The 24,478-nt window shown below is 72.1% G+C and carries 29 protein-coding genes; 15 read left to right on the forward strand and 14 right to left on the reverse strand.

Annotation, left to right across the window (positions count from 1 at the left end):
- Window positions 1-72: 72 nt before the first annotated feature.
- The 3 genes from OG948_RS46185 to OG948_RS46195 all read right to left on the reverse strand — a co-directional run bounded on the left by OG948_RS46185 (window position 73) and on the right by OG948_RS46195 (window position 2,207).
- On the reverse strand, window positions 73-828 hold the full coding sequence (locus OG948_RS46185; RefSeq protein ID WP_331771006.1) for a class I SAM-dependent methyltransferase: 756 nt from the start codon (window positions 826-828) through the stop codon (window positions 73-75).
- A 30-nt stretch (window positions 829-858) separates the two neighbouring features.
- The gene (locus OG948_RS46190; protein WP_331771007.1) at window positions 859-1,500 is read right to left on the reverse strand and encodes a hypothetical protein; all 642 of its coding nucleotides are present in this window, start codon (window positions 1,498-1,500) and stop codon (window positions 859-861) included.
- Between the two features lie 305 nt (window positions 1,501-1,805).
- Window positions 1,806-2,207: a VOC family protein gene (locus tag OG948_RS46195; RefSeq protein WP_331771008.1), complete on the reverse strand. Its 402-nt coding sequence runs from the start codon at window positions 2,205-2,207 to the stop codon at window positions 1,806-1,808.
- A gap of 280 nt (window positions 2,208-2,487) precedes the next feature.
- Here OG948_RS46195 and OG948_RS46200 point away from each other — a divergent pair, with 280 nt between their 5' ends.
- Window positions 2,488-3,462, forward strand: coding sequence for an acetylxylan esterase (locus OG948_RS46200; protein WP_331771009.1), 975 nt, complete (start codon window positions 2,488-2,490; stop codon window positions 3,460-3,462).
- A gap of 134 nt (window positions 3,463-3,596) precedes the next feature.
- Here the strand turns inward: OG948_RS46200 and OG948_RS46205 are convergent, their stop codons facing one another.
- The gene (locus tag OG948_RS46205) at window positions 3,597-4,085 is read right to left on the reverse strand and encodes a GNAT family N-acetyltransferase (protein WP_331771010.1); all 489 of its coding nucleotides are present in this window, start codon (window positions 4,083-4,085) and stop codon (window positions 3,597-3,599) included.
- Window positions 4,086-4,336: 251 nt separating this feature from the next.
- Here OG948_RS46205 and OG948_RS46210 point away from each other — a divergent pair, with 251 nt between their 5' ends.
- Window positions 4,337-5,206, forward strand: a complete 870-nt coding sequence (locus OG948_RS46210; RefSeq protein WP_331771011.1) for an aminoglycoside phosphotransferase — start codon at window positions 4,337-4,339, stop codon at window positions 5,204-5,206.
- A gap of 70 nt (window positions 5,207-5,276) precedes the next feature.
- On the opposite strand, the gene OG948_RS46215 is transcribed toward OG948_RS46210, so the two are convergent.
- The gene (locus OG948_RS46215; RefSeq protein WP_331771012.1) at window positions 5,277-6,164 is read right to left on the reverse strand and encodes a SecDF P1 head subdomain-containing protein; all 888 of its coding nucleotides are present in this window, start codon (window positions 6,162-6,164) and stop codon (window positions 5,277-5,279) included.
- A gap of 304 nt (window positions 6,165-6,468) precedes the next feature.
- Between OG948_RS46215 and OG948_RS46220 the strand changes: the two genes are divergently transcribed.
- On the forward strand, window positions 6,469-6,948 hold the full coding sequence (locus OG948_RS46220) for a hypothetical protein (protein WP_331771013.1): 480 nt from the start codon (window positions 6,469-6,471) through the stop codon (window positions 6,946-6,948).
- A 185-nt stretch (window positions 6,949-7,133) separates the two neighbouring features.
- Entirely contained in the window at window positions 7,134-7,562 is a 429-nt protein-coding gene (locus tag OG948_RS46225) for an ankyrin repeat domain-containing protein (RefSeq protein WP_331771014.1), read from the forward strand.
- Window positions 7,563-7,571: 9 nt separating this feature from the next.
- Here the strand turns inward: OG948_RS46225 and OG948_RS46230 are convergent, their stop codons facing one another.
- Window positions 7,572-8,519, reverse strand: coding sequence for a LysR family transcriptional regulator (locus tag OG948_RS46230; protein WP_331773526.1), 948 nt, complete (start codon window positions 8,517-8,519; stop codon window positions 7,572-7,574).
- Between the two features lie 70 nt (window positions 8,520-8,589).
- On the opposite strand from OG948_RS46230, the gene OG948_RS46235 reads away from it, so the two are divergent.
- Entirely contained in the window at window positions 8,590-9,027 is a 438-nt protein-coding gene (locus OG948_RS46235; protein WP_331771015.1) for a nuclear transport factor 2 family protein, read from the forward strand.
- Between the two features lie 24 nt (window positions 9,028-9,051).
- Here OG948_RS46235 and OG948_RS46240 read toward each other — a convergent pair whose 3' ends face one another.
- The 4 genes from OG948_RS46240 to OG948_RS46255 form a co-directional block, all read right to left on the reverse strand.
- On the reverse strand, window positions 9,052-9,519 hold the full coding sequence (locus tag OG948_RS46240) for a hypothetical protein (RefSeq protein ID WP_331771016.1): 468 nt from the start codon (window positions 9,517-9,519) through the stop codon (window positions 9,052-9,054).
- A gap of 17 nt (window positions 9,520-9,536) precedes the next feature.
- A complete protein-coding gene (locus tag OG948_RS46245) occupies window positions 9,537-10,445 on the reverse strand; it encodes a Gfo/Idh/MocA family oxidoreductase (RefSeq protein WP_331771017.1) in 909 nt (302 codons plus the stop codon).
- Window positions 10,446-10,488: 43 nt separating this feature from the next.
- Window positions 10,489-10,806, reverse strand: a complete 318-nt coding sequence (locus OG948_RS46250; RefSeq protein ID WP_331771018.1) for a hypothetical protein — start codon at window positions 10,804-10,806, stop codon at window positions 10,489-10,491.
- Window positions 10,807-10,994: 188 nt separating this feature from the next.
- The gene (locus OG948_RS46255; protein ID WP_331771019.1) at window positions 10,995-11,309 is read right to left on the reverse strand and encodes a hypothetical protein; all 315 of its coding nucleotides are present in this window, start codon (window positions 11,307-11,309) and stop codon (window positions 10,995-10,997) included.
- A 557-nt stretch (window positions 11,310-11,866) separates the two neighbouring features.
- Between OG948_RS46255 and OG948_RS46260 the strand changes: the two genes are divergently transcribed.
- The 5 genes from OG948_RS46260 to OG948_RS46280 all read left to right on the forward strand — a co-directional run bounded on the left by OG948_RS46260 (window position 11,867) and on the right by OG948_RS46280 (window position 16,582).
- Window positions 11,867-12,886 carry an acyltransferase domain-containing protein gene (locus tag OG948_RS46260; protein ID WP_331771020.1) on the forward strand — a complete coding sequence of 340 codons (1,020 nt, stop codon included), beginning with the start codon at window positions 11,867-11,869 and terminating at the stop codon, window positions 12,884-12,886.
- Between the two features lie 91 nt (window positions 12,887-12,977).
- Window positions 12,978-14,822, forward strand: coding sequence for a SpoIIE family protein phosphatase (locus OG948_RS46265; RefSeq protein ID WP_331771021.1), 1,845 nt, complete (start codon window positions 12,978-12,980; stop codon window positions 14,820-14,822).
- A 120-nt stretch (window positions 14,823-14,942) separates the two neighbouring features.
- Window positions 14,943-15,413, forward strand: coding sequence for a hypothetical protein (locus tag OG948_RS46270; protein WP_331771022.1), 471 nt, complete (start codon window positions 14,943-14,945; stop codon window positions 15,411-15,413).
- Between the two features lie 3 nt (window positions 15,414-15,416).
- Window positions 15,417-16,160, forward strand: a complete 744-nt coding sequence (locus tag OG948_RS46275; protein WP_331771023.1) for a class F sortase — start codon at window positions 15,417-15,419, stop codon at window positions 16,158-16,160.
- A gap of 263 nt (window positions 16,161-16,423) precedes the next feature.
- Window positions 16,424-16,582 (forward strand): hypothetical protein, encoded by a 159-nt coding sequence (locus OG948_RS46280; protein ID WP_331771024.1) that lies wholly within the window; start codon window positions 16,424-16,426, stop codon window positions 16,580-16,582.
- A 95-nt stretch (window positions 16,583-16,677) separates the two neighbouring features.
- On the opposite strand, the gene OG948_RS46285 is transcribed toward OG948_RS46280, so the two are convergent.
- Window positions 16,678-16,920 (reverse strand): hypothetical protein, encoded by a 243-nt coding sequence (locus OG948_RS46285; protein WP_406300644.1) that lies wholly within the window; start codon window positions 16,918-16,920, stop codon window positions 16,678-16,680.
- Here OG948_RS46285 and OG948_RS46290 point away from each other — a divergent pair.
- The 5 genes from OG948_RS46290 to OG948_RS46310 all read left to right on the forward strand — a co-directional run bounded on the left by OG948_RS46290 (window position 16,919) and on the right by OG948_RS46310 (window position 21,064).
- Window positions 16,919-17,443, forward strand: coding sequence for a MauE/DoxX family redox-associated membrane protein (locus tag OG948_RS46290; RefSeq protein WP_331771025.1), 525 nt, complete (start codon window positions 16,919-16,921; stop codon window positions 17,441-17,443). The genes OG948_RS46285 and OG948_RS46290 overlap by 2 nt on opposite strands.
- Window positions 17,443-17,967 (forward strand): hypothetical protein, encoded by a 525-nt coding sequence (locus OG948_RS46295; RefSeq protein ID WP_331771026.1) that lies wholly within the window; start codon window positions 17,443-17,445, stop codon window positions 17,965-17,967. The genes OG948_RS46290 and OG948_RS46295 overlap by 1 nt, the downstream gene beginning before the upstream one ends.
- Window positions 17,964-19,781 (forward strand): ABC transporter ATP-binding protein, encoded by a 1,818-nt coding sequence (locus OG948_RS46300; RefSeq protein ID WP_331771027.1) that lies wholly within the window; start codon window positions 17,964-17,966, stop codon window positions 19,779-19,781. The genes OG948_RS46295 and OG948_RS46300 overlap by 4 nt, the downstream gene beginning before the upstream one ends.
- Window positions 19,778-20,404: a S26 family signal peptidase gene (locus tag OG948_RS46305; protein WP_331771028.1), complete on the forward strand. Its 627-nt coding sequence runs from the start codon at window positions 19,778-19,780 to the stop codon at window positions 20,402-20,404. Before OG948_RS46300 ends, OG948_RS46305 begins: the two co-directional genes overlap by 4 nt.
- A gap of 102 nt (window positions 20,405-20,506) precedes the next feature.
- The gene (locus OG948_RS46310) at window positions 20,507-21,064 is read left to right on the forward strand and encodes a septum formation family protein (RefSeq protein ID WP_331771029.1); all 558 of its coding nucleotides are present in this window, start codon (window positions 20,507-20,509) and stop codon (window positions 21,062-21,064) included.
- Window positions 21,065-21,296: 232 nt separating this feature from the next.
- Here OG948_RS46310 and OG948_RS46315 read toward each other — a convergent pair whose 3' ends face one another.
- The 3 genes from OG948_RS46315 to OG948_RS46325 all read right to left on the reverse strand — a co-directional run bounded on the left by OG948_RS46315 (window position 21,297) and on the right by OG948_RS46325 (window position 24,335).
- A complete protein-coding gene (locus OG948_RS46315) occupies window positions 21,297-22,262 on the reverse strand; it encodes an ABC transporter substrate-binding protein (RefSeq protein ID WP_331771030.1) in 966 nt (321 codons plus the stop codon).
- A gap of 157 nt (window positions 22,263-22,419) precedes the next feature.
- A complete protein-coding gene (locus tag OG948_RS46320) occupies window positions 22,420-23,565 on the reverse strand; it encodes an ABC transporter permease (RefSeq protein ID WP_331771031.1) in 1,146 nt (381 codons plus the stop codon).
- The gene (locus OG948_RS46325; protein WP_331771032.1) at window positions 23,562-24,335 is read right to left on the reverse strand and encodes an ATP-binding cassette domain-containing protein; all 774 of its coding nucleotides are present in this window, start codon (window positions 24,333-24,335) and stop codon (window positions 23,562-23,564) included. The genes OG948_RS46320 and OG948_RS46325 overlap by 4 nt, the downstream gene beginning before the upstream one ends.
- Window positions 24,336-24,478 lie beyond the last annotated feature (143 nt).

Raw genomic sequence — 24,478 nt, forward strand, 5'->3', positions numbered from 1 at the left:
GGGTATCACGGCGAACGCGCCAACCGCACGCGAATATCCGCGGGCCGCCGGGCCGTGACCCCCGTGCGGCCGTCACCGCCTGTGCGCCGCCAGGACCTGGATGCCGCGTGGGCCGGGTTCGTTGTGTTCGACCTTCAGGCCGACGTCCTCGCAGCGGTCGGCGAGCCAGGTCGACGCGATCCGGAGCTTGGGGTAGCTGCCGACGTGCTGGGTCCAGGCGCTGCCGTCGTGGATGTGCAGCAGGTCGTGGACCAGGACCGTGTCCTCGTCCGGGTATTCCAGGAAGCAGGTGAACACCCGGTCGCGGGTGCTGCGTACCGGGATGAACCGGTCTATACCGTGCAGGGTTTCGGTGAGGTCGCGGTAGGTGACGACGAGCCGGCCGCCGGGTGCGAGAGCCCGGGCGATGTCCACGAGCAGCGCGCGCACGTCGTCCTTCGTGGGCAGGTGGGTGAGGGTGTCGCCCATGCACACCACGGCCGCGACCTCCTCCGGCGCGGTCAACTCGGACAGAACGGTGCGGATGTCCGCGTGCACCGGCTCGATCACCGGCAGGTCGGCGGCGTATCCGGCGAGTTCCTCCAGCAGTGTTCGGCTCGTGTCGACCGCGAGGACCCGGTCGAAGCCCAGTTGGGCGAGGGCCAGGCTCTGATTGCCCGGCCCGCAGCCCAGATCCACCGAGGTCGCGGACGTCTCGGTCGGGGCGACACCCAGCCCGGTGAGCAACTCGGCCTGCCGAGCGACGATCGGCGCCAGGTCGCCACCCAACATCCAGGTGTAGTTCTCGGCGAGGAGTCGCTCGTAGTGCTCGGCGGCGGCGCGGGTCATACCGGTACTCCTGTCGGCGGGAACATCTTGCTAGGCCGTCGCGACGAGTGACGCACGGGTGGGCACGGGCCGCGCCGCGGCGGCCGGGAGGGCCACCGTGACGATGGCCGACCAGGCCGGAAGCACGACCCGAGCCGGAGCCGGTACCGGAGCCGCGACGACGGCGGGAGCGCTGACGGCAGGAGCGGCGACGGCGGGAACGGCGAGGCCGGTCGGAACGGAAACCGCCACCGTCGTCGGCGCACCCTTCGCGACGCCCGGCACACTCGCCTCCCTGCCCGTCACGACGAACCGCAGGAACAGGAAGCGGGCGATCCCGGCCGCGCCGGAGGCGCTCAGGTACACCGCCTGCTCCTTGAGCACCCCCGGAGCCGACTGCACCGCGTGCAGCGCGAGCATCGCGCCGGTGGTGAAGAGGTAGGAGACCGCGGCCGACAGCGCCGACTGGACGTGGACCCGGCCGCGGGCCCGACCCGCGCCGAAGGTGAACCGGCTGTGCAACTCGGTGGCCAGCAGCGTGAAGACCACGGTGACCACGGCGTTGGCGACGGCGATCGACAGGTGATCGGACAGGGCCACGAGCGCGGCGCTCGACGCCAGTCCGGTACCACCACCGAAGAGGACGAAGCGCATGAACGCGGCTACTGTCCCCGACTTGGTTGCGGCGCTCATGGTGTCCCCGTTTTCTCATCTTCGACTCTGCGACCCTGCGGCCGGATCCTCGTCTTCGTCTCCTTAAATCTAGGGGCGATCAACAGGCCGCGAATCAGTCGTGTGTAGGTACTGCCGTTACTGCTTGGGGAGGACCCGCCCCTAGGGGTACTACTCCCGACGGCGCACGAACAGGAGGACGAAAGTACGCCCCCGCGCCTACCCCGATGGATACATACGCCCCTGGGAAGCGTTGCGTCTCAGGGTTCGGGTCGGGGATGCCGGCGCCCGAACGGAGCACGCGCGGACGCGACATGCTCGGCCGCTCAGTCCTCCGCGTCCGCCTCGCCGCCGCCGTAGGGGCGCGTGATGATCTCCAGGTAGTGGCCGCTCGGGTCGAGGAAGTAGGCGCCTCGACCACCGTCGTGCCGGTTGATCGCGTCCGGTTCGCTCAGTCGCGGATCGGCGTAGTAGCGGACACCGGCGGCGAGCAGTCGTTCGAAGATCGCGTCGAACTCGGCCTCGGAGACCAGGAACGCGTAGTGCTGCGGCGAGATCGTCTCGGGGTCGACGCTCGCGAAGTCCAGCGTCACGCCGTTGGCGACGGTGACCGGCAGGAAGGGGCCCATCGGTGGGCCTACTTCGAGACCGAGGATCCCGGCGGTGAACTCGGCGGAGATTCGCCGGTCACGGGACAGGACGATGGTGTGGTTCAGGTGAACGGACACGGTGGCATGCCTCCAAGGCATTACCCCGGCACCTCGTGCGCCGCACCCGATCGGTGCCGACGTTCGATGCCGCTCACGATCCTCGATCGACCGCGGGCGGGGTGTCAAGCCTGAGGGAACGGCGGCGGTTCCGGGGCGTCCGGCGCTCGCGTCGGCCGCGTTCGCCCCGATTGATCACGCCGATCCGGCGGTGTGCAGAATTGGCCGACGACACGATCGCCGGCACTCGATCCCCCGGGCACTCGATCGATCGCACCCGAACAGGAACGAGGAGCACGGCATGCCCTTGAGCGACCTGCCGTTGACGGAACTGGAAGGTTTTCGACCGGTTCGCACCGAGCCGGATGACTTCGACGCCTTCTGGACGCGTACGCTCGCCGACGCCGCCGCACACCCCCTCGACCCGACCTTCACCCCCGAGGCCGGCCCGCTGACCGCGGTGGACGTCCACGACGTGTCCTTCGCCGGGTACGCCGGCCAGCGCGTGCACGCCTGGCTGGTCCTGCCCACCCACCGCGACGGCCCGCTGCCGTGCGTCGTCGAGTTCCCCGGATACGGTGGCGGGCGCGGCCTCCCACACGAGCAACTCCTGTATGCCGCGGCCGGGTTCGCGCATCTCGTGGTGGACGTGCGCGGCCAGGGCAGCGTGTGGCGCAGCGGCGGTACCGGCGACGACGCCCCGGCGGGCGGCGGCCCCACCCACCCGGGCTTCATGACCCGCGGCATCACCGATCCGGACCTGTACTTCTACCGCCGCGTGTTCGTGGACGCGGTCCGCGCCGTCGCGACGGCCCGCAGCCACCCGGCCGTCGACCCGACCCGGATCGCGATGGTCGGCGAGAGCCAGGGCGGCGGCATCGCGCTCGCGATGTCCGGCCTGATTCCCGACCTGACCGCCGTGGTGGCCGAGGTGCCGTTCCTGTGCCATTTCCGCCGCGGCGCCGAGATCGCCACGACCGGCCCGTTCGGCGAACTCACCCGCTACCTCGCGGCGCACCGCGACCACGTCGACGCGGCGTTTCGTACGCTCGGCTACTTCGACGCGGTCAACCACGTCGCCCGTGCGACCGCGCCGGCCCTGTTCAGCGTGGCCCTGATGGACACCACCTGTCCCCCGTCCACGGTGTTCGCCGCCTACAACCACTACCCGGCGGCGAAGCGCATGGAGGTCTATCCGTTCAACGGCCACGAGGGCGGCGGCGCCTTCCAGGACGGCCTGCGCCTGTCCTGGCTGCGCACCGCTCTCCGGGCCTGACGACCGATCAGGAGCCTTGTGGGGCGTGCCCGTCACCTACCGCGGAGCGCGCCCCGAACCGACCGGGAACGGGTCGGGAACCGGTGGGGAACCCTTGGAGAACCGGTTGGAGCCGACCGGCGCACGAAGCCCGCTCAGAGCGCGAGATGCATGATGTGCAGCCCGACGTATCCGTGCTCGGGATGCCGGAAGCCCTCCGGCAGCGTCCCGATCACCTCGAAGCCGAGGTTGCGGTAGAGCCGTACCGCGTTCACGTTGGTCTCGACGACCGCGTTGAACTGCATCGCCCGATACCCCTGGGCCCGGGCCCACGCGATCGAGTACTCGCACAGCGCCCGGCCGACGCCTTGGCCCGAGCGTTCGGGATCGACCATGTAGCTCGCACTTGCGATGTGCGAACCGTTGCCCATGTGGTTGCGATTCATCTTCGCCGTACCGAGAATCGCCCCGTCCTCGTCGACCGCCACCACGGTCCGAAACGGCGCGGCCAGGAGCCACCACTCGCGGGCCTCGTCCACACCGAGATCCAGCGGATAGGTGAACGTCTCCCCGGCGGTGACGATCTCGCGGAAGAACGGCCAGATGCCCGCCCAGTCGGCTGCGCCGGCTTCCCTGATCAACATCGCCCCAGCATGCCGGGACGACAACCTCCGCGCCAGGCGGTTTCCTTCGAACCGACGGTGACGATCACCGCGCTCGGGCCCTGTTCGCAGGTCGGCACCCGGGTCTACGCTGCGATGCATGATGCGTCAGGGGCGTACGTCTCCGCGAGGGCCGTCGACGCCGGACAATCCGGGACGTCCGCCCGGGCCCAGGTCACCGGACAAGAACCCGCCGACGCCGCCGGAGCATCCGCCGCCTCCGGCGTCCTGACGTGGCGATCGCCCACGTGGGGTGGGATCGGCTTCCGGTGCGGGTGCGCGAGGCGGTGCGGGGTCGGCTCGGCGTGCAACCCGTGGTGGCGGACACGGTGGGCGGCGCGAACTGCGGTGCGTCGGCCGTGTTGACACTTCCCGACGGTCGGACCGTCTTCGTCAAGGCACAGCGCGAGCGCGAACGCAGGCCCGCCCCCGTGCTCGTCGGCGCTCCCGCCGGCGAGGTGTCCGGATGGTGGGGATCGCATTGGGAGCCGGTCGACGAACTCGACCAGGAGGAACGGGTGAACGCGTTCCTTCCCGCGAGCGCTCCGCGTGTGTTGTGGCGGCTGGAGGTCGCGGGGTGGCATCTGCTGGCGTTCGAGGGCATCGACGGTCGCCATGCGGACTACACACCCGGGTCGCCGGACCTGGCCCTGGTGGTGGACGCGCTCGCCGAGTTGGGCGGGTGTCCGGTGCCGGGACTGCGGTTGCCGAGCGCGTGGGATCGCTGGGGGTACTGGTGCGGCCCGGCCCAAAAGCACCTGCTGACCGGGACGTCCCTGCTGCACACCGACCCGGCCGCCTGCAACGTCCTCGTCGACGGCACCCGGGCCCGCCTGGTCGACTGGGCCTGGCCCGCGCTCGGCCCGGCGTGGATCGACGCGGCCTTATGGGGCCTGCGGCTGGTCTCCGCCGGTGGCCACACTCCCGAACAGGCCCGCGCCTGGGTGTCCCGGACCCCGGGATGGCGCGACGCGACCCCGGACGGCGTACGCGCCTTCACGCTGGCCGAGGCACGCCGCTGGGACGAGGAGGCGGCCGACGGCGTCTGGGGCGCCGAAGCCCTCGCCCACGCCGCCCACGCCTGGGCGAGCCTGTGGACCTAGGCCCTGTCCGGCGGGCGTCCGCGCGCCGTCGAAGTACGCGCCGACCGTGGCGCAACTCCCACTACTACTACTACTTGCCCTCGACGTACGCGCCGACCGTGAATCCCGCGGGCAGCGTTCCCGCGCCTATCGTCGCCGCCAATTGTCGCGCGTCGGCCTCGGTGTAGGACCCGCTGATCACCGCCTCACCCGGGATCGCGGACTGCACGGTCGGTGCGATCAACAGCCGGCCGTCGCAGACGATCGCGATCCGGTTGGTGGGCAGTCGGCCACCGGCGGCCTCGGAGGTGACCCGGGTGAAGGCGTCCTGGCCTTTGGCCGTCCACTTGATCCTCACTTCCCAGCTCGGCGAGCCGTTCGCGGGCGGCCGGGCCTCGGCCCCGGAGACGTCGGTGCCGGTGATCACGGCGGGCGCCAGGACGTACTTCTCCATCGACTTGGCGTCACAAGCCATCAGTTCCGAGCCGGGGACGTCCGCCCGAGGCGTCGCCGAGTCCGCGCACTCGGGTGGGCCCGCGGGCGCCGAGGCTCCCGGCTGCCCGGGTACGGTCGCCTGGACCGGTGTCGCGCTGGTCACCGGACGCACCGTCAGTTGCCCGGCGCCGGCGATCGCCGCGATCCGCTGCTTCGTCTCGGCTCCGTACTTGGTCAGCGAGACCCGCAGCAGCAATGTGCCGTCCCGGACCGTCACGTCCTTCACCGACAGGCCGCTCGTCGCCGCGCGTTTGCGCATGATGTCCGCCGAGGCGGACAACTGCCGTGCGTCCAACGGGCCTTCCGGGGTCAACGTGACATCGGCGAACCCCCGGCCGGGCACCCCGTCGACGGAATCGGATCGGTCGCCGTCCTCGAACCGGACCGGATCGTCCGATGAACAGCCGGCCGCGGTCAGCAATGCGGCCACAGCGGCTGTCGCGAGGAGGGTCCGGGCGAGTCGGGTGCGCGAGGGCTCAGTCACCCGCACCACGATGCCGGCTCGGTCGTCGACGCGGGGCGGAGATCGGCCGGCACTTCACCCGGGACCGCCGCGCATCCCGCCGAACGGGTCGAGCCGCTCCGGGTGCGCCCGGACCCGCCCACGGCCGGCCGGCGTGGCAACACCCGACAGACCCCGACTTCGTGGTGCCGACCACCTCGGAAGGGCGGCCTTCCGGGTGCCGGCCAAGGGATGATCCGTCCCGAAAAGGGCAGTGGCACGGGGTGTGGTCGTGGCCGGTCCGCGCCGAGCGGCCGCGTGAGCCGAGTCGCGCAAGGAGACAGTCGTGCTGGACAACCGCAACCTTCGTGAGCTGATCCGCCGGTGGCGAGCCACCCCGCAGAGCACCGTCGCCCTGTTCGACGAGGCCGACAACGCGATCCGGGCGACCATCGCGACCAAGGAACGGGTGTTGTATCCGGCGATCCGGGACGCCGACGGGCACCGCAGCGGGTACGTCGACGACGCCATCGCGCAGGCGCGCCGGATCGAGGGCTTCCTGGACTCGGCCGAGCGGCTCGGCCCGGACGGCCCGGGCTTCCAGGACGAGGCGCAGGACGCCGCGTCCGCGATGGACGGCCTGCTGGTCCACGAGCAGCGCGACCTGCTGCCCGCCCTGGAACACCTCTCCCCGGAGGAGCGCGACCGCCTCGACCGCGACTACGGGAGCACGTGGGTGGACGTCTCGGCCAGGATCACCGCCGCCCGCGCCGCCCGCGCCGCCCGCCGCAACCCACCCGGCGGCGCGGCGGAAACGACCTACTGACCCGCACTCCCGAGACACCGCACCCGCCCCGCACCCGCCCGCTCCCGCGCGCCCGTCGCCGGCCCCTCCCCGACCCGGTCCCGCTCCATCGGCCGGCGGCGCGGCCGGCCGCTGCCCCGCCCTCGGCGCGCACCACCCGCTAAATCCCCGCGCACGGTGGCGACCGGCCCACTACCCTCTGCCGCGTGAACCATCGTGAGCGCAAACGACTGTCGAGGCTGCTCGTGGGCGCGGCCGGCCTCGGCCGCCTCGCCGAGACGACCGCGGCGCTGCGGGCCGGGGCCGATCCCGAACAGCCGGACCGCTACGGGACCACGCCGTTGTACGCGGCCTCGGTGCACGGGGCCGCGGACGTGGTCGCGCTCCTGCTGAAGGCCGGCGCGGCCCCCGACACCGAGAGCGGATCCGGCTCCGAGGGCACCCCGCTGTGCGCGGCGGCCTGCTGGGGCCACACCGAGACCGTCCGCGAACTGCTCGCACACGGCGCCGATCCCAATCTGCGCGAGGACCACGGCACGGGCTACGCCCCGATCGACTGGGCGACGCGGGGCCGCTATCCGGAAACCGTGGCCGCGCTGTCGGCCGCCGGCGCACTGCCGCCCCGAGCCGGCTGACGTCGCGCCCTACCCGGGCCGACCGACGGGAAGTTCCGCGCCCGTATCGAGCCCGCGGGCCTCCGTCTCCGCCGCCACCTTCGTCGCGACGTCGACCAGCCGGGCGAGCCACGGGTTCCGGGCCCCTTGCCGCCAGGCGATCGCGATCGTGAACGGGCTCGCGTCCGAGACCGGCCGATAGACGATGTCCGGGCGCGGGTTGCGTTCGGCCAGTGAGGTCGACACCAGCGCGACGGCCTGGTCCAGCGCGACACACTCCAGGAGTTGCGCGTTGTCGTGGACGAGCGGACCCCGGGGCCGCTCGCCGGCCCGATTCGGCGCCCGGTCGCGCCCGGCCCAGTAGTCGCGTTCGACCACGCTCGCGGTCGGCCACCTCGGCATCGGCAGGTCCGCGAAATCGGCGCAGGTCAGCGTCTCCCGGGCGGCCAGCGGGTGGACCCGAGGCAGTGCTGCCACGCGTGGTTCGCCCAGCAGATGCTCCAGTTCGAGCCCTTGGACGTCGTACGGCGCACTGAGCAGCGCGGCGTCCGCCCGCCCGTCGCGCACCATGTCCGACTGCTCGCCGAAGCCGCTGACCGCCACCTCCACCACCGGTGCCGCCGGCAACACGCGGTACGCGGCGACCAGGTCGCGCAGCAGGTCCGTCGCGACGCACGGCTTCGCCGTGACGACCAGGGTCGGCGGGCCGGCCGCCGCGCGCCGGGTGCGCCGTACGGCCGCGTCGGCCGCGTCCAGGACCGACCGGGACTCGGCGAGCAGCACCTCCCCCGCCGCGGTCAACGCCACGCGGTGGCTGTCCCGCTCGAACAGGGCCGTGTCCAGCCGCCGTTCGAGCAGCCGGATGGCCCGGGAGAGCGGCGGCTGGGTCATCCCCAGGCGTTCCGCCGCACGCGAGAAGTTCAGCTCCTCGGCAACCACCCGGAAATAGCGCAGCTCACGCAGCTCCACCTCGGCCATACCCGCAGGGTATGCCACCGATCCGAACGGGTGTTTCCCGACGCGGGCCCCGCGCTGCTGAACTGAACCCATGAGAGACACCGAACGGCACACTCCGAACGACCGATCCGACGACTCCGACCGCCTCGAGGGGCCGGCCCGGAACAAGCGCATCGCCCAGGACTTCTTCGACCTGGCGTTCAACGACAAGCGGCCGGTGGACGCCGCCGCGAAGTACCTCGGCGCCCGCTACATCCAGCACAACCCGCACGCTCCCGACGGCGCCGACGCGTTCGTCGAGTTCGTCACCGCTTTCGGGGCCCGGTTCCCGGACCTGACCATCGACTTCAAGCGGGTGCTGGCCGAGGACGATCTGGTCGTCGTACACAGCCTGATGCGCACATCGCGGGAGGATCGGGGCAGCGCGCTCGTGGACATCGTGCGTATCCGCGACGGCCGGATCGTCGAGCACTGGGACGTCATCCAGCCGATCCCGGAAACCGCCGCGAACGACAACACGATGTTCTGACCCGAGCCGACCCGCCGGCCCGGCTCACAACGCGATCGCGCGATAGGCCGACGCCGCGTCGACGATCTCCTCGGCGGACTCGGGGGCGCCGGCGCCCCCGGCCGGCCCGCCGAAGATCAGCTCGGTCACCCTCGGGTGCGCCACGTTGACCGTCAACACCAGCAGATACCAGTCGAGTTCGGCGTCCCCCGCGAGGATGCGTTCGACGATCTCGACCAGTTCCGCCCGGGTGATGTCGGCGATCCGGGGCCGGGCCGGCCGGGCCGCCTCCAGCGCGAAGTCCGCCAGGGACCGTGATCCGTGGTAATCGACGAAGTCCGCGATCGTGTGGTCGTGTCCCGTTCTTGCCCGAAAGGCGGCCATCGCGGCCTCGGCCTCGCCCGGCCCAACACCACCGCCGTGGCGAATGAGCTCGCCGATCCGCTCGATCTCGGCGGCAAGCTCGGCGAGCCGCCCCGGATCGACGACCGGTGGCGACCATCGTGTCCGCATGCGCGTCCCCGTCCCGCTCAGCCGAGTTGCTTCTCCACCTCGGTGACCACCAGCTCGCACATCTCGTGTGTGCGCAGCGTGTCGTCGAGGTCGGGGAAGACGCCCGTGCGAACCGCCTCCAGGAAGGTCAGGACCACCTGTTCGATCCCGCGTTGGCGCGCGATCGGGGTCCAGTCGCCGCGCCGCCGGGTGGTCGGCAGGCCCTGGTGGTGGTCGACCACGTCGGCCAGGTTGTACACCTCGCGGGTGCCGTCCCGACCGGAAACCTCCAGGATCTCCTGGTCCGACCCGCTGCGCAGATTCAGCATGCCGATCGCGCTGAAGCCGGCGCCGGACAGGTGCAGCACGAAGTGTTGCGCGAATCCGTCCACGACCCGGGCCCGCACGTCGACGTGCTCGATCTCGCCCGGGACCAGGAAGCGCAGCGTGTCCACCACGTGGATCAGGTCGTCGAAGGTCACGGTACGCAGTTCGCGCGCGGTGCCGACCCGGTTGCGACGGATCACGATCAGGTCGCGCGGCAGTTCGCGGCTCTCCGCGTACGCCGGCACGTGCCGACGGTTGAAGCCGACCATCAGGCCGACGCCGCGTGCCCGGGCCAGCTCGATCAGGCGCGCGCTCTCGTCCAGGCTGTACGCCAGCGGCTTGTCCACGTAGGTGGGCACGCCGGCCTCGATCAGCCGGGTCACGATCTCCGGATGGACCGAGGTCGCCGCGTGCACGAACGCCGCGTCCAGGCCCTCGGCGAGCAGCCCGTCCAGGTCGGCGTGACGGTGCTCCTCGGGCACCCGGTAGATCTCCCCGACCCGGCGCAGCGTCGCCGGCGTACGGGTGTGCAGGCGCAGTTCCAGGTCCGGCAGGGTCGAGACGACGGGTAGGTAGGCCTTTTCCGCGATGTCGCCCAGACCGATGACGCCGACCTTCATCGGGCCACTCCTCCCGTTGGCGCCGCCGGGCCACATGTCCGGTTCACGGCCCCGCCAGCATATGCACACCCGTTCGGGTGATCGGTCGGCGCCGACGCGGATCGTCGCGCTCCCGGAGCCCGGCCCGGTTCGGCGCGCCGGGCTCCGGCTCGTTCCGCTCCCGGAGCCCGGCCGGGTTCGGCGTCGCGATCGTGCTCTCGTCGTGCTCGCGTACCACCGCCGGGTCCACGTCCTCGACCGCCGGCATCCGCCCCGCCCGCAGGTCGGCGGGGTTGGCTTCCTCGCCGGTCGGCGCGTGCTCGGTTCGCCGGGCCGCGGCGCCGGTCCGGGCGGGTTCGGCGCGCAGGTGGGCGCGTTGCACCCGAGCCCTGTCCGGAGGATCCCGGTGCGTCCGCGCCGCCCGGCAGCGCGCCTCGCCGCACAGAGAAGCAGCCGAATGCAACCACCGTGCGGCTGCTTCGCCGGCACGCCGACGCACGGCATCCGCCCTTCGGGCTCCTCGCTGCGCTCACGACGCGGCCCGATCCACCAGGATCCGCCGGACCGGGCCTAGCCGTGCGCGCCGGTGCGCCGGTTGGTGACCGCCGGCCACCGACGCGGGCCGTACCGGTCGGCGTCCGCGTCGGGGACGTGGGTGCCGGGCACGGTGAACACGTCGCCGTGCCGGGCGATCTCGACGACAGCGGAATGCTCGGTGGGAGCGTGGCGGACCACGACGCCGTCCGCCGCGACGTAGTGGTCGTCGCCGGTCACCACGACCGTGACGCCGCTGTTGGGTTCGGCGGCCACGGCGACGGCTGCGGGCGCGACGAGCGCGGCGGCCGAGAAGATTCCGGCGGCCAGTGCGCGGCTGGGGCTGATCACGTTCGGACCAACGATCGGGGCGACCGGAGGCGACGGGCGGGCGTCGGGGTCCACCCGAACCGGCGACCGCGGCCCGCGCCCGGTGAACCACCCGGATGGCATACCCCCGAACGGCGGCCCGCCGCCGCCGAATGCCCGCATCGCCGACCGGGCTCCGCGAGGTCGGCTGCCGCCGGCACCACGCGAGTTGCCCGCCCCGCCCGGGCGCGGGATCGGCCCCGGATCGGGCGCTCGGCGGCTCCGGACGCGGGGACGCGGCGGTGGGCGCGGTTGCGGTCCTCGGCCGGCTCGACTCTCCTGGAATCGGGCCCTTCCCCGACCCCACCCGGCCGATCCGCCGGCCCGGGCCCAGCCCGCCGTCCACGTCCCGATCCGCCCCGGACACGCGCCCCGTTCCCGCGAGCCCGGGTTGCCGTCATGAGCGGGGACGATCCGCGAGAGTACCCGGCGCAGTCGCCTCGTCACCCTCCGGACGTCGTCCCAGGACCCGCGGCCGGGGTTCGGTGAACCTCCCGGCCGCGACAGCAGAGACCACCGAGAGCCAAGGGAGAGTCTCCGTGAGCGTGCCACGCACCGCGATCATCATGCCCGGCGTTGGCTCCTATGTGCCGGGCGCACTGCGCCGGCTCCAGGATCGGCCCGTCGTCCGCGACACCCTGGCCGAGGTCGACGACGCGGTCGGTGATCGCGCCACACTGCCGCCGTCGCGCCTGCTCCTCGATCCCAAGGCGCCGGACGCGCACGAGTTGATGGATCGGCACGAGTTGTCCCTGCACCTGGCCATCTACGCCGGCGCGCTGGCCGCGTTCCGACTGCTCGAGGGCGATTTCGGGGTGCGCCCCGACGTGCTGCTCGGGCACAGCCTGGGCGAGATGGCGGCGCTGGCGGCGGCCGGGGTGTACACGGCCGGCGACGGCGCCCGGCTGTATCTGGCCCGGGCGGCGGCCTGCACGCTGCATACCACCGACCCCGCCGGCCTGCTCACCCTGCGCCTCGCGCCGGGGCACACGCTCGAACTGCTGTGCTCGGCCCAGTTGCCGGGCCTGGACCTGGCCTGTGACAACTCGGCCGAGCACACCGTGGTCTCCGGCCCGGACGAATCGCTGGCCACGTTCGCCGCGTTGGCCGAGCGCAAGGCGGTGGCCGCCAAGCCGTTGACCGTCCGCACGCTCTTCCACAACCGGTTGCGCGAGTCGGCGGCCGGCGAGTGGCGCCGACTGGGGGCCGACATCGAGTTCCGGACCCCGCGCTATCCGGTGCTCTCACCACTGCTCGGGCGCGACTACGCGGACGAGCGCGAGTTGCGCGACGGGGTGGTGGGCCAGTTGCGGCATCCGGTTCGCTATCGCACCGCGCTGACCACGTTGCGCGAACGCGGGATCGAGGTGTTCGTGGAGGCCGGGGCCCGCGAGGTGCTGGGCCCGTTCGCCCGTACCGGCGATCCCCGGGTGCGCACCGTCGTACCGGTCTCGGCGGGCGCCGACCTGGCCCGGGTGGGCGGCGCGCTGCGCGCGTGCGGACTGCTGCACGTGGACCTGGCCGCGCTCGCCGAGCCACCGGGCGTGCCGACCGGCTGAACCGGCCCGCCCGCCCGAGCGCGGCGCGCGAGGCGTCCCGGACCCGGCGGTCCGCGACGGTGGTGGCAGTGGTGGTGAGGAGGTACCCGGCTTGCACAAGGACGTCGACCCGGCGGACGACGAGTTCGACGTGGGCGGACTGCTCGGCGCGGACTCGCGTCTGTCGGTGGCCGCCCGGCTGCGGCTGTTCCACCGGGTGTTGGAGGAGACCTCCGCCCCGATCGGCATCCTCGACCCGCACCTGCGCCACGTGTACGTCAATCCGGCGCTGGCCCGGATCGACGGGCGGCCGGCGCACGAGCACGTCGGGCGCGACCTCGCCGAGGGGTTCCCCGGGCTGGAGGTGCCCCGGGACGTGCTGCGCGCGGTGCTCGCCGACGGGATCGCGCGCGAGGCGACCGTCACCGGCGTCAGCACCGTGGCGGGCGCGCGGCAGACCCGGTGGTGGCACGCGGCCTATCACCGGCTCGACGACGAGAACGGCGTGTTCGGCGTCGTCGGCATCCTGATGGAGACCACCGCCTCCCGGCGCACCCAGCTCGCGCTGGACCAGGCGCATCGGCGGCTCGCGCTGCTGGATCGGGCCGCGCTGGAGATCGGCACCACGCTGGACACCGACACCACGTGCCGCGAGCTGGTCGACCTGCTGGTCCCGGTGCTCGCGGACGTGGTCGGCGTCGAGTTGTTGGAACCGGCCGATCCGGACCAGGAGGTCGGCCGGCCGCGTCCGGAGCCGGACACCGTGCGGCTGCGTCGGGCCGCCTGGACCTCGATCCCGCGGCTGCGCTACCTGAGCGCCGTCCTGGGCGGGCCCGGCGAGCACATCGACTACCAGCCGGGCGCGGACGTGGCGCGGGTGGTGCTGACCGGGTGCACGGTGGTGGACAACCGGCCCTCGGACGAGGCGTTGCGGGCAACCGCGCCGGACGCGTCCCGGGTGGCGGTCTACCGCGCGGCGGGCATGCACTCGGCGATGATGGTGCCGCTGATCGCGCGCGGCGAGACGATCGGCACGCTCAGCCTGGTCCGCGCCGGCGACTCGTCGCCGTTCACCCAGGACGACGTGGAGATGGCCCGCGACCTCGCGTACCGCGCCGCCACGTGTGTGGACAACGCGCGGCGGTACTCGCGCGAGCACAGCGTCGCGCTCGCCCTGCAGCGCGCCCTGCTGGCCCGGCCCAAGGCGCCGCACCCGGACATCGAGCTGGCCACCCGCTATCTGCCCGCCGGGCGCAGCGTGGAGGTCGGCGGCGACTGGTTCGACGCGATCGCGCTGCCGCACGGGCGCACCCTGCTCGCGGTCGGCGACGTGATGGGGCACGGTGTGCAGGCCGCGGTGGACATGAGCCATTACCGGGCGCTGCTGCGGGTGTTGGCGGCCGGCGGGCTGTCCCCGGAGGAGATCCTGACGCGGGCCGACCGGATGGGCGAGGAGGCCGGGCTGGAGCGGGTCGCCACGTGTCTGCTGGTGCTGAAGGATCCGCACGCGGGGGTGTCCACGTACGCGAACGCCGGGCATCTGCCGCCGCTGCTGGTCGCGGCCGACGGCGCGACCCGGCTGCTCGACCTGCCCACCGGTCCGCCGCTGGGCACCGGGTGCGGCGGGTACGCGGCCCAGGTTCGGCCGGATGCGCCGGGCAGTGTGCTGGTCCTGTACACCGACGGGCTGGTGGAGCGGCGGGACGAGGACATCGACGTGTCGCTGGAGCGGTTGGCGGCGCTGCGGATCGAACCGGGGGCGCCGTTGGAGTCGCTGGTGGACACGATCCTGGACCGGCTGGTGGTGCCGCCGGTGGAGGACGACGTCGCGGTGATGGCGGCCCGGCAGGTGGGCGGCGGCGGTGAGACGGCGGCGACGAGTCGGGGCGGGGCGGCGGTGAGCGGGGGCGGCGGTAAACCCCCGGCCGGGGCCGGTCCACTCCGACGCCCGGCGTGATCCACCGTTCGGCGGCCACCGGTGGCGGGGGGTGGGGCGGCTTTTTACGTTCCTTGTAGCGGGACTTCCCCTGGAACCCGGTCTGTCGGGTTCGGTTCCGCATGTCCATTGGAGGACGAAATGCGCTGTGCCCGTCTCGCAGTCGTCGGCACGATCGTCGGTCTCACCGTATGCGGTTCCGCAGGTTCGGCGTTCGCCGCCACGCCGATGCAGGCCGACTCCGGTCGCCCCGGCGACACGGTGCTGTTGTCGGACGACAAGCACTGCACCGCGAACACGGCGACCGCTTCCTCGGACGCGTTCACCGCCATGGTCACGCTCACCCGTGAGGGCGAGGAGGTCAAGGGTCAGGCCACCATCAAGGATGTGGCCACCGGCGACTACGAGGTCAAGGTGGTCTGTGGTGAGGGCCAGGAGCTGATCGGCAGCCTGCACGTGATGGGCAGTGCGCCGGTCGCGGCGTCCACGGCCGGCTTCGGCGGCACCCAGGAGCGCGACCCCGCGCTGCTGGCGGTGGGTGGTCTGGTCATCGCGGGCGCGACCGGCACCGGCTTCGTCGCGCTCCGCCGCCGGGCCTCGAACCTCGCCTGACCGATGACCCGTTCCGCTCCCGAGGCACCCGCGAGTGCCGCGGATCGGCCGCACCGACCCGGTGGCCGCCGCCTGCTCTGGGCGGCGGCCTCCGGCGTGCTGGCGATCGGCGGCTCGGGGCTGCTGTACGCCGGGTACCACACCGCCGCGCCGCCGCCGCGTCCGCCCGCCGCCGCGGCGGTGCCGATCGCGTCGCCGATGCCGCCGGCCGATCCCGCGGCGCCCGGCGTGCCCGACACACCCGCCCCGCCAACTCCGCCTACTCCGCCGGCCGTGCCGGCCGAGGCGCCGCCGATGCGCGCGTCGACCCCGATCCGGATCCGGATCCCCGAGTTGGGCATCTCCGCCCCGCTGACCCGGGTCGGCCTGGACAAGGCCGGCGGCATCGACGTGCCCGCGCGCGACGATCGCAATCTGGCCGGCTGGTACGAGGGCGGGGTCACGCCGGGGCAGAAGGGCACCGCCTCGATCGTCGGCCATGTGGACACCGCCGCCGGACCCGCGGTCTTCTACCCGCTCGGCGCGCTCCCGCGCGACTCCAGGATCGAGATCGACCGCGAGGACGGCAGCGTCGCGGCCTTCGTGGTGGACGGGGTGGAGGCGTTCGCCCGGGACGACTTCCCCACCGCGCGCGTCTTCGGCGACGCGTCCCGGCCGGAACTGCGGCTGCTCACCTGCGGCGGCACCTACTCCAGGAAGACCCACTATTCCGGCAACGTCGTGGTTTTCGCCCATCTCGTCCCGTAAGCACGCCGTATCCGTGCCCGCGCGCCTTTTCGCGACATCGGCACGTGTCGTACCGGGACCGGAAGGTGGCATTTCGAGCCCATCCGTCGGATTCGGCGGATGGGCTCGATTCGCGGCTGTTTTGCAGTGCGCAAATTGGCCGGACAAAGCATTCCTTGATCATCTCCGATCGTTGGTGTTTTGGGTCTTGCCAATAAAAAGCGGGACTGGCAATAATCCAATTACCAATCCATACGGCCCACCCGGCCGGGAGAGGAGACGTCATGATGCGTCTCGCTGATCGTCTGCTGAACCGAGTGGCCCAAAAGGTCACGGTCGACGCCGGTTGCTCGAACTACACGTACTGCCAGAACCATGTGAAGTGGCTGCGGCAGTGCTGTCTGGACGAGGGCTGCACCTACGTCAGGATCGGCACCTGCTGACCGGGACCGAGTGAAACCCGTCGCGGGCGGGTGGACTTCCCCGCCCGCGACGTCCCTCGGGGCCGATTCCTCTCCCGCAGAATTCCTCGTGGCAATTACTCACCGCGGGATTTATTGCCGTCAATGCCGGGACGCACGGCCCACAAGGCCGAGGTCCCACGGATCGCATCGACAACTGCCTCCGACGTGGCACCGCGCGCATCTTCGTCACCACCGATTCGACGAATTTGCGCACGCGGATCACCGGAATGTGTTGAACGATCCTGCCCGACTCGACGGCGGGCGGCGATGATTTCGCCGCCCGCCGTTTCCGCGCGCCATAAAGAGAGGGTGCCCATGGGATATATATATGTGGGCTGCGCTTGTCTGGTCGGCCTGGTATTCGCCGCCTCGGCGATCTCGAAGTTCCGCGATTTCGCCGGCTTCGTCGCGTCGGTGCCGCGTCTGGTGCCGATGCCCGCGCGGCGGGCCGAGCCGGTCGCGGTCGTGGTGGTCGCGGCGGAGACCTCGGTACCGGTGCTGGTCGCGATCCCGCCGCTGCGCGGCGCGGGCTTCGCGATCGCGGGCGTGCTGCTGATCGCCTTCACCGCCGCGATCGGCACCGCGTTGCGGCGCGGCCGCCGCTCCTCCTGTCGCTGCTTCGGCGCCTCGGACGCCCCGCTGGGAGTGCGCCATCTGGCCCGCAACGGCGTGCTCCTGGCCGCCGCCCTCGGCGGCGTCCTCGCGTCCGGGCCGGCCACCTCCGGTGACGTCCTGCCGCCGATCGCCGGCAGTGCCGTGGCCGGCGTCGGCGGTCTGGTCGGCGCGCTCCTGATCATCACGCTCGACGACATCGTCGACCTGTTCGCGAGGAATGCCTGATGCCCTTTCTTGTCGCCGCCGTCGTCCTGATCGGCCTGGTCGCGGCGGTCAATCTGCTGCTCACGCTCGGCGTCATCCGCCGCCTGAACGAGCCGTCGAACGATCCGCACCCGGGCACGACTCGGCCGGGCGGTCCGGGGACCGAACTGCCTCCCGGGTCGCGCGCGGAGATGTTCACCGCGCGCACCATCGACGGCGAGCAGGTCTCCGACGCCGACGTGCGCGGCCTGGTCGGGTTCTTCTCGGCGCACTGCGAGCCCTGCCACACGCTCGCGCCCCTGTTCGCCGACCAGGCCCGCACGATGGCCCGCGGCGAGGTCCTGGCGGTGGTCGCGGGCGAGGACGCCGACCTGATCGCCACGCTCGCCCCGGTGGCCCGCGTGGTGACCGAGGACTTCGACGGCGCGGTCCAGGCGGCGTTCCACAACACCTGGACGCCCGCCGTGTACCTGCTCGGCGACGATCGGCGGGTGGTGGCCGGTGGTGGTCGGATGAGCGACCTGCCCAGCGAAGCACGCGCGTGAGCCCACGGATACCCGCGCGCGAGGTGGCCGCGGCCACCCGCGAGGCGGCCGCGCTGACCGTACGCGCCGCGCCCGGTCAGGCGGCCGGATCGCTGGCGGTCACCATCGGCGCGGCCGGCGTACCGATCGCCACCGCGTGGCTGACCAAGCTGGTCATCGACCGGTTGGCCGAGCGGCACGGCTCGATCGCGGGCCCGGCACTGGCGCTGGCACTGACCGGACTGGTCGCGACCGTGCTGCCGGGACTGGGGCGCTATCTGCGCGCCCAGGTCGGCCGGGCCACCGGCGTGCTGGCCACGGACCGACTCTTCGGCGCGGCCGAACGCCAGGTCGGGTTGCGCCGGTTCGAGGATCCGGCGTTCCTGGACCGGCTGCGGCTGGCCCAGCAGAGCACCGCCAACTTCGGCGTCCTGGTCAACGGTGTCGGCAGCACGCTCCAGGGCACGCTCACCCTGTTCGGCTTCGTCGCCTCGCTGCTGATCCTGAGTCCCACCATGACCGCGCTCGTGCTGGTCGCCGGTGTCCCGGTGCTGATCGCCGAACTGCGGTTGTCCCGGCTGCGGGCCACGATGCAGTGGGACAACGAGCAGGTGCATCGCCGCGAGTTCTTCTACAGCGGCCTGCTGACGGGCGTTCAGGCGGCCTCGGAGATCCGCCTGTTCGGCATCGGATCGGTGCTGCGCGCCCGGATGGTGCTGGAGCGCAACCGCGCCAACGACGCCGAACGCCGAATGGACCTGCGCGAGTTCGCCACCCAGGGCCTGCTGGGCGCGCTCGGCGCCGCAGTGGCCGGCGTCGGCCTGTGGTGGGCCGCCGACGCCGCCCGGCGCGGCACCCTCACCGTCGGCGACGTGGTGATGTTCGTCGCCGCGCTGGCCGGGATCCAGGCCGCGTTGGACACCCTGGTCTCCTCGATCGCCTCCGCCCACGGGCAACTCCTGGGCCTGACCCACTTCGTCGCGATCGCCCGCGCCGAACCCGACCTGCCCTCGGCGACCGAGACGCCGGCGGCGGTGCGGCCCGGAGTCGGCGTCGAGTTCCACGACGTGTGGTTCCGCTACAGCGACGACCACCCCTGGGTGCTCGGCGGCGTCGACCTGCGCATCCCGCACGGGCAGGCGGTCGCGCTGGTGGGCCTCAACGGCGCGGGCAAGAGCACGCTGGTCAAGCTGTTGTGCCGGATGTACGACCCGACCCGGGGGCGGATCACCTGGGACGGCGTGGACCTGCGCGACATCCCGCCCGCCGAACTGCGGGCGCGGATCAGCGCGGTCTTCCAGGACCACATGAAGTACGACATGAGCGCCGCCGAGAACATCGCCCTCGGCGACCCGGACAGCCTGCGGGACCGGCCCCGGATCGAGGCCGCCGCCGAACGGGCGGGTATCCACGAGCGGCTCGTCGCGCTGCCGCGCGGCTATGACACGCTGCTGACCCGGATGTTCTTCAGCGAGGCGGACAAGGAGGACCCGGACACCGGCGTGGTGCTCTCCGGCGGCCAGTGGCAACGCCTGGCCCTGGCAAGGGCGTTCGTGCGCGCCGGGCGGGACCTGATGATCCTGGACGAGCCCAGTTCGGGACTGGATCCGCAGGCCGAGCACGAGGTGCACGCCCGGATGCGCGAATACCGCGAGGGCCGCACCAGCCTGCTCATCTCGCATCGACTCGGCGCGGTGCGCGACGCCGACCTGATCGTGGTCCTGGACGGCGGCCGAATCGTCGAACAGGGCCCGCACGACGTACTGCTCGACCACGACGGCCGCTACGCGAGCCTGTTCCGACTCCAGGCGGCCGGCTATCAGGAGGCGAAGTGAACACGCGACGCATGGCGCTGGCCGGGGCCGCCGCCGCCGGCCTGGGCGGCGCGAGCCTGGTATGGATGCAGCGGCGCTACCTGGTGGCCACGGTCCGGGGCCCGAGCATGGAACCCACGTTGTCCCCCGGGGACCGCCTGCTGGTGCGCCGCACCGGTCGGGTGCGCGCCGGTCAGGTTGTGGTCGTGCGCGTCCCGAACCCGCCGTTGCTGGCCGGACTGCCCCCGGAGATCAGCGGGTTCGGTCCCGAGGAGTTGGCCGCGATCCCGGAGCGCACCGACCTGGACCCGGCGCCCGAGGGCCGGCTGATGATCAAACGCGCGGTGGCCGTGGCGGGCGACCCGATCCCCCGGGACCGGTTCCCGATCCTGCGCGACGTGGCCGCGGACGTGGTGCCCACCGGCGCCGTGGTCGTGCTGGGCGACAACCCCGCCGCCAGTTGGGACTCACGCGCGTACGGCTTCGTGCACCGCCATCAGGTGATCGGGGTGGCCGTGCGGCGGATCCCGGCGCCGGGCGGGGCACGATCCGCCCGCTCGGGTCTGGCGCGGACGACGCCGGCGTACGAGAATGCGAACGGATCGCAGGCGAGAGCGGTCGGTGGTGAACGGCGAGGGGCTTGATCGCATCGATTCGGCGAAGAATCAAGCACCATTTCCCTCAACGTTTCGGTGAGGGATCGCGACAGGATCTTGGGCGTCCCAAAGCGAAAGGTTGTGTCCCACATGCCCACCTCCCACCGCCTGCGCGCGATCGCGCCGGCCGTGGCCGGAGTCTTCGCCGCCACCGCCCTGCTTTCCGGCTGTCTCGGCGACGACAAGGACGACAAGGGCAGCAAGGCCCCTGTCGTCACTTCGACCGCATCATCCACGGAGAAGGCCACCTCGACCGGCAAGCCCGGCGGCACCACGAAGCCGTCCGGCAGCGCCTCGTCCTCGGCCGATGTCATCGACGCCTTCACCTACAAGACCGGTCAGTGCATCAACCAGGACGGTGCCAAGACCACCGATGTGCCGTGCACCAAGCCGCACAACGGCCAGGTCGGCAAGGCGTTCGACCTGCCGGCGACGGTGACCCCGGAGACGCCCGGCTACGAGGACAAGGTCAGCGAACTGTGCGAGCAGTACGTCGGCCCCATCGTCGACCGGCAGCCCGCGTCGCCCAAGATCACCTTCTCGTTCACGTATCCGCTGGACATGGACGCGTGGAAGCACGGCAGCCGCCAGGCCGCGTGCATCATCGAGCGTGAGGACAAGCAGCCCCTCACCACGATGATCAAGTAGGCCATCAGGAGCAGCGGTTCACGGCGGGCGGCGACACCAGGTGCCGCCGCCCGCCCGCGTGCGCTCGCGGCCGGCCGTGCTCGGACCGCTCGGCCGTGTTCGGATCGCTCGGTCCGAGGCCGCCTCGCGGCCGATCGCACACACGTCCGGCCCCGGAGGGGCCGGGGCCGGACGCCGGGCCGGGTGGGACCGCGCGCGCCGCGCGCGGATCCTCCGGACCAGGTGTCAGGGCTCAACAGGCGCCCTTGTAGAGGTACTTGCTCACGTCGGGCTGGTCCATGTTCTCCTTGGTGACCGCGACCAGGTCGGTGGAGATGGCCTTGGGGACCGACTTCTTGTCCAGTGCGGCGACGGCCTGCTCGACGCCCTGCGAACCGATGTCGAACGGCTTCTGCGCGATCAGGCCCTGGATGGATCCCTTGCGCATCGCCTCGACCTGCTTGGGCGTGGCGTCGAAGGCGACCAGTTTGACCTGACCGGCCTTGCCGGCCTGCTCGATGCCGGTGGCCGCGCCCTCGCCGCTGAACACGTTGGCGGCGAAGACGCCGACCAGGTCGCGGTGCGAGGCGATCGTCGAGGTGACGATCGAGGCGGCCTTGGCCGGATCGTCGTCGTTGTACTGCACGCCGAGGTAGGTGATGCCGGGATGCTTCTTGATCTCGGTCTCGAAGCCCTTGAGCCGCGCGTCCGTGGTGGAGATGCCGGGCTTGACGCTGATCGCCGCGACCGTGCCGCGGTCCTGGACCAGATTGGCCAGGGTCTGCGCGGCGAGCATGCCGCCGCGTTCGTTGTCGGAGGAGATCGAGGTCTCCCGGATCGAGCCGTCGTCGAGCTTGGTGTCCACCTCGATCACCTTCGTGCCCCGGGACTTGAGCTGTTGTTCGGGTTGCCGCAGGGCCTGGGTGTCGGTCGGCGCGATGAGCACCGCGTCCGGGCGCTTGGCCGCGACGGCGTTGACGACGGGGGTCTGCAGCGACGCGTCCCACTTGTCCGCGCCGGTCACATCGAGCTTCACGCCGAGTTCCTTGGCCTTCTGCTGCGCACCGCAGGCCATCGAGATGTAGAACTCGTCGCCCTTGACGCCCTGGATAAAGGTGATCTTGCGCCCGCCCCCGGAACCGCTGTCGCTGCCGCACCCGCCGAGGGTGACGGCCGCGGTCAGGGCGATGGTCACGGCGACGTACGTCGGTGTCTTCATCGGGCAGTGCCTCCTGGCGGTGGTGGGGCGAAGCGAGGGTGGGACCGGGCGGCGGGCAGCCGGGGACCGGCAGCCGTGGCCGGGCGATGGGCCCGGACGGCCGGCGGGTCGAGCGGGGGCGTCCGGACCGGGTGCTCCGGACGAACGGCCCGCGCGGTCAGCGGCGTTGCCGGCCGCGGCGGCGCAACTGGTCGGCGTACACGGCGGCGATCAGCACGGCACCGACCGCGACGCTCTGCCAGAACGGCTGTACGCCGAGGATGACGAAGCCGTTCTGCAGGATGGCGGGGATGAACACGCCGATCAGCGTGCCGACCACGGTGCCGACGCCGCCGAACAGGCTGGTGCCGCCGAGCACGACGGCCGCGATGGCGCCGAGCGAGTCGTTGGCGTGGCCGCCGATCGTGGTGGTGGTGAAGCGGGCGAGGGAGAGCACACCGGCGAGACCGGCCAGCGTGCCCGACAGGGCGTACACCTTGATCATGTGCCCGTCGACGCCGATGCCGGCGCGGCGGGCCGCCTCGGCGTTGGAGCCGACCGCGTAGGTGCGTCGGCCGAACCGCGTGGTGGCCAGCGTGAGCGCGCCGAGCGCGGTGACCACCAGGGCGATCACCACCAGCCAGGGGATGCCCAGGAATCTGCCGTTGCCGATCGTGTCGGTGAATCGGGTGGGTACGCCCCGGACGTCCTGACCCTCCGTCATCACCTGGGCCAGGCCGAGCGCCATGCCCAGGCTGCCGAGCGTGACGATCAGCGCGGGCACTCGGGCCTTGGCGATCAGGAAGCCGTTGAACGCACCCCAGGCGGCGCCGGCGGCGAGACCGGCGAGCACGCCCAGCAGGATCGCGCCCCAGCCGGCGTCCGCGCCGGCGACGGCGGTCATCGTCTTGGCCGCCGCGACGCCGGAGAACACCAGGACCGAGCCGACCGAGAGGTCGATGCCGGCCATGATGATCACGAAGGTCATGCCGACGCCGACGATCAGCAGCACCGCGGCGTCGGTGGCCACGTTGCGCAGGTTGAAGGTGGTCGGGAACTCCTCGGGCCGCATGATGGAGAAGGCGGTCACCAACACCATCAGGACCAGGAAGGTCCACCACGAGTTGGTGCGGGCGAGCCGGCGCCAGATCGCGGCGCGCAACGCGGATCCCGGACCCCGGGGGGCGTCCTCGCCGTGTTCCTCGCGCCGTTCGTCGGGCCGCGCCTCGGGCCGCCCCTCGTCCCGGCCCTCGGGCCGCTCGTCGCGCCGGTCCTTGTCCGGTTCCGGATGACCCGGTGGGGTGGCCGTCTTGTCGAGATTCATACCGGCGCTCCTTGCGTGTCGAGTCCGTCCAGTGCGCCGGTCATCGCGCCGACGAGTTCCTCCACCGTCGTGTCCGCCGCGGTGAAGCTCGCCACCCGACGACCCAGGCGCAGCACCTCGACGCGGTCCGCGACCGACAGCACCTCGGGCATGTTGTGGCTGATCAGCACGACCGCGATGCCGCTGTCCCGGACCCGGCGGATCACGTCCATCACCCGGCCGCGCTGCAGGACGCCGAGCGCCGCGGTGGGCTCGTCCATGAAGATCACCTTGTCCGCCCAGGCGACCGCGCGGGCGATGGCCACGCTCTGCCGCTGGCCGCCGGAGAGTGTCCCGATCGGGGCGTCCACGTCCTGCAATTCGACGCCGAGCCGGGCGAACGCCTCGACCGCTCGCGCGCGCATCGCGGCCTTGTCCAGCACCCCCAGGCGTCCGGCCAAGCCCTTGCGCAGCAGTTCGCGGCCGAGGAAGAGATTGGCCGGGCCGTCCAGGTCGGGCGCCAGGGCGAGGTCCTGGTAGACCGTTTCGATGCCCAACTCCTGGGCGTCCGTTGGTCGTTGCATGGTGACCGGGCGGCCCTCGAAGAGAATTTGGCCGGCGTCCGGATGTTCGGTGCCGGCGAGCGCCTTGGTCAGGGTGCTCTTGCCCGCGCCGTTGTCACCGATCAACGCGACGACCTCGGCCGGGAAGACGGTGAAGTCGGCGCCGCGCAGGGCCTGCACCTGGCCGTACCGCTTGACCAGGCCGCGGCCTTCGATCAGGGGTTGCACGTGCCCAACTCCTTCGGATTGTCGGGTTGTTCCGCACGAGCCGTCTCGGCCGGGACCGGGGGCGCCGCGAGTTCGCACGTGTGTCAGGACGGGGACGAGGGGGAGTTGGTGCGATCCACCGTCTGACAACGGTGTCAGTACAG

It is taken from the genome of Embleya sp. NBC_00888 (assembly GCF_045207655.1).
Lineage (GTDB): Bacteria > Actinomycetota > Actinomycetes > Streptomycetales > Streptomycetaceae > Embleya.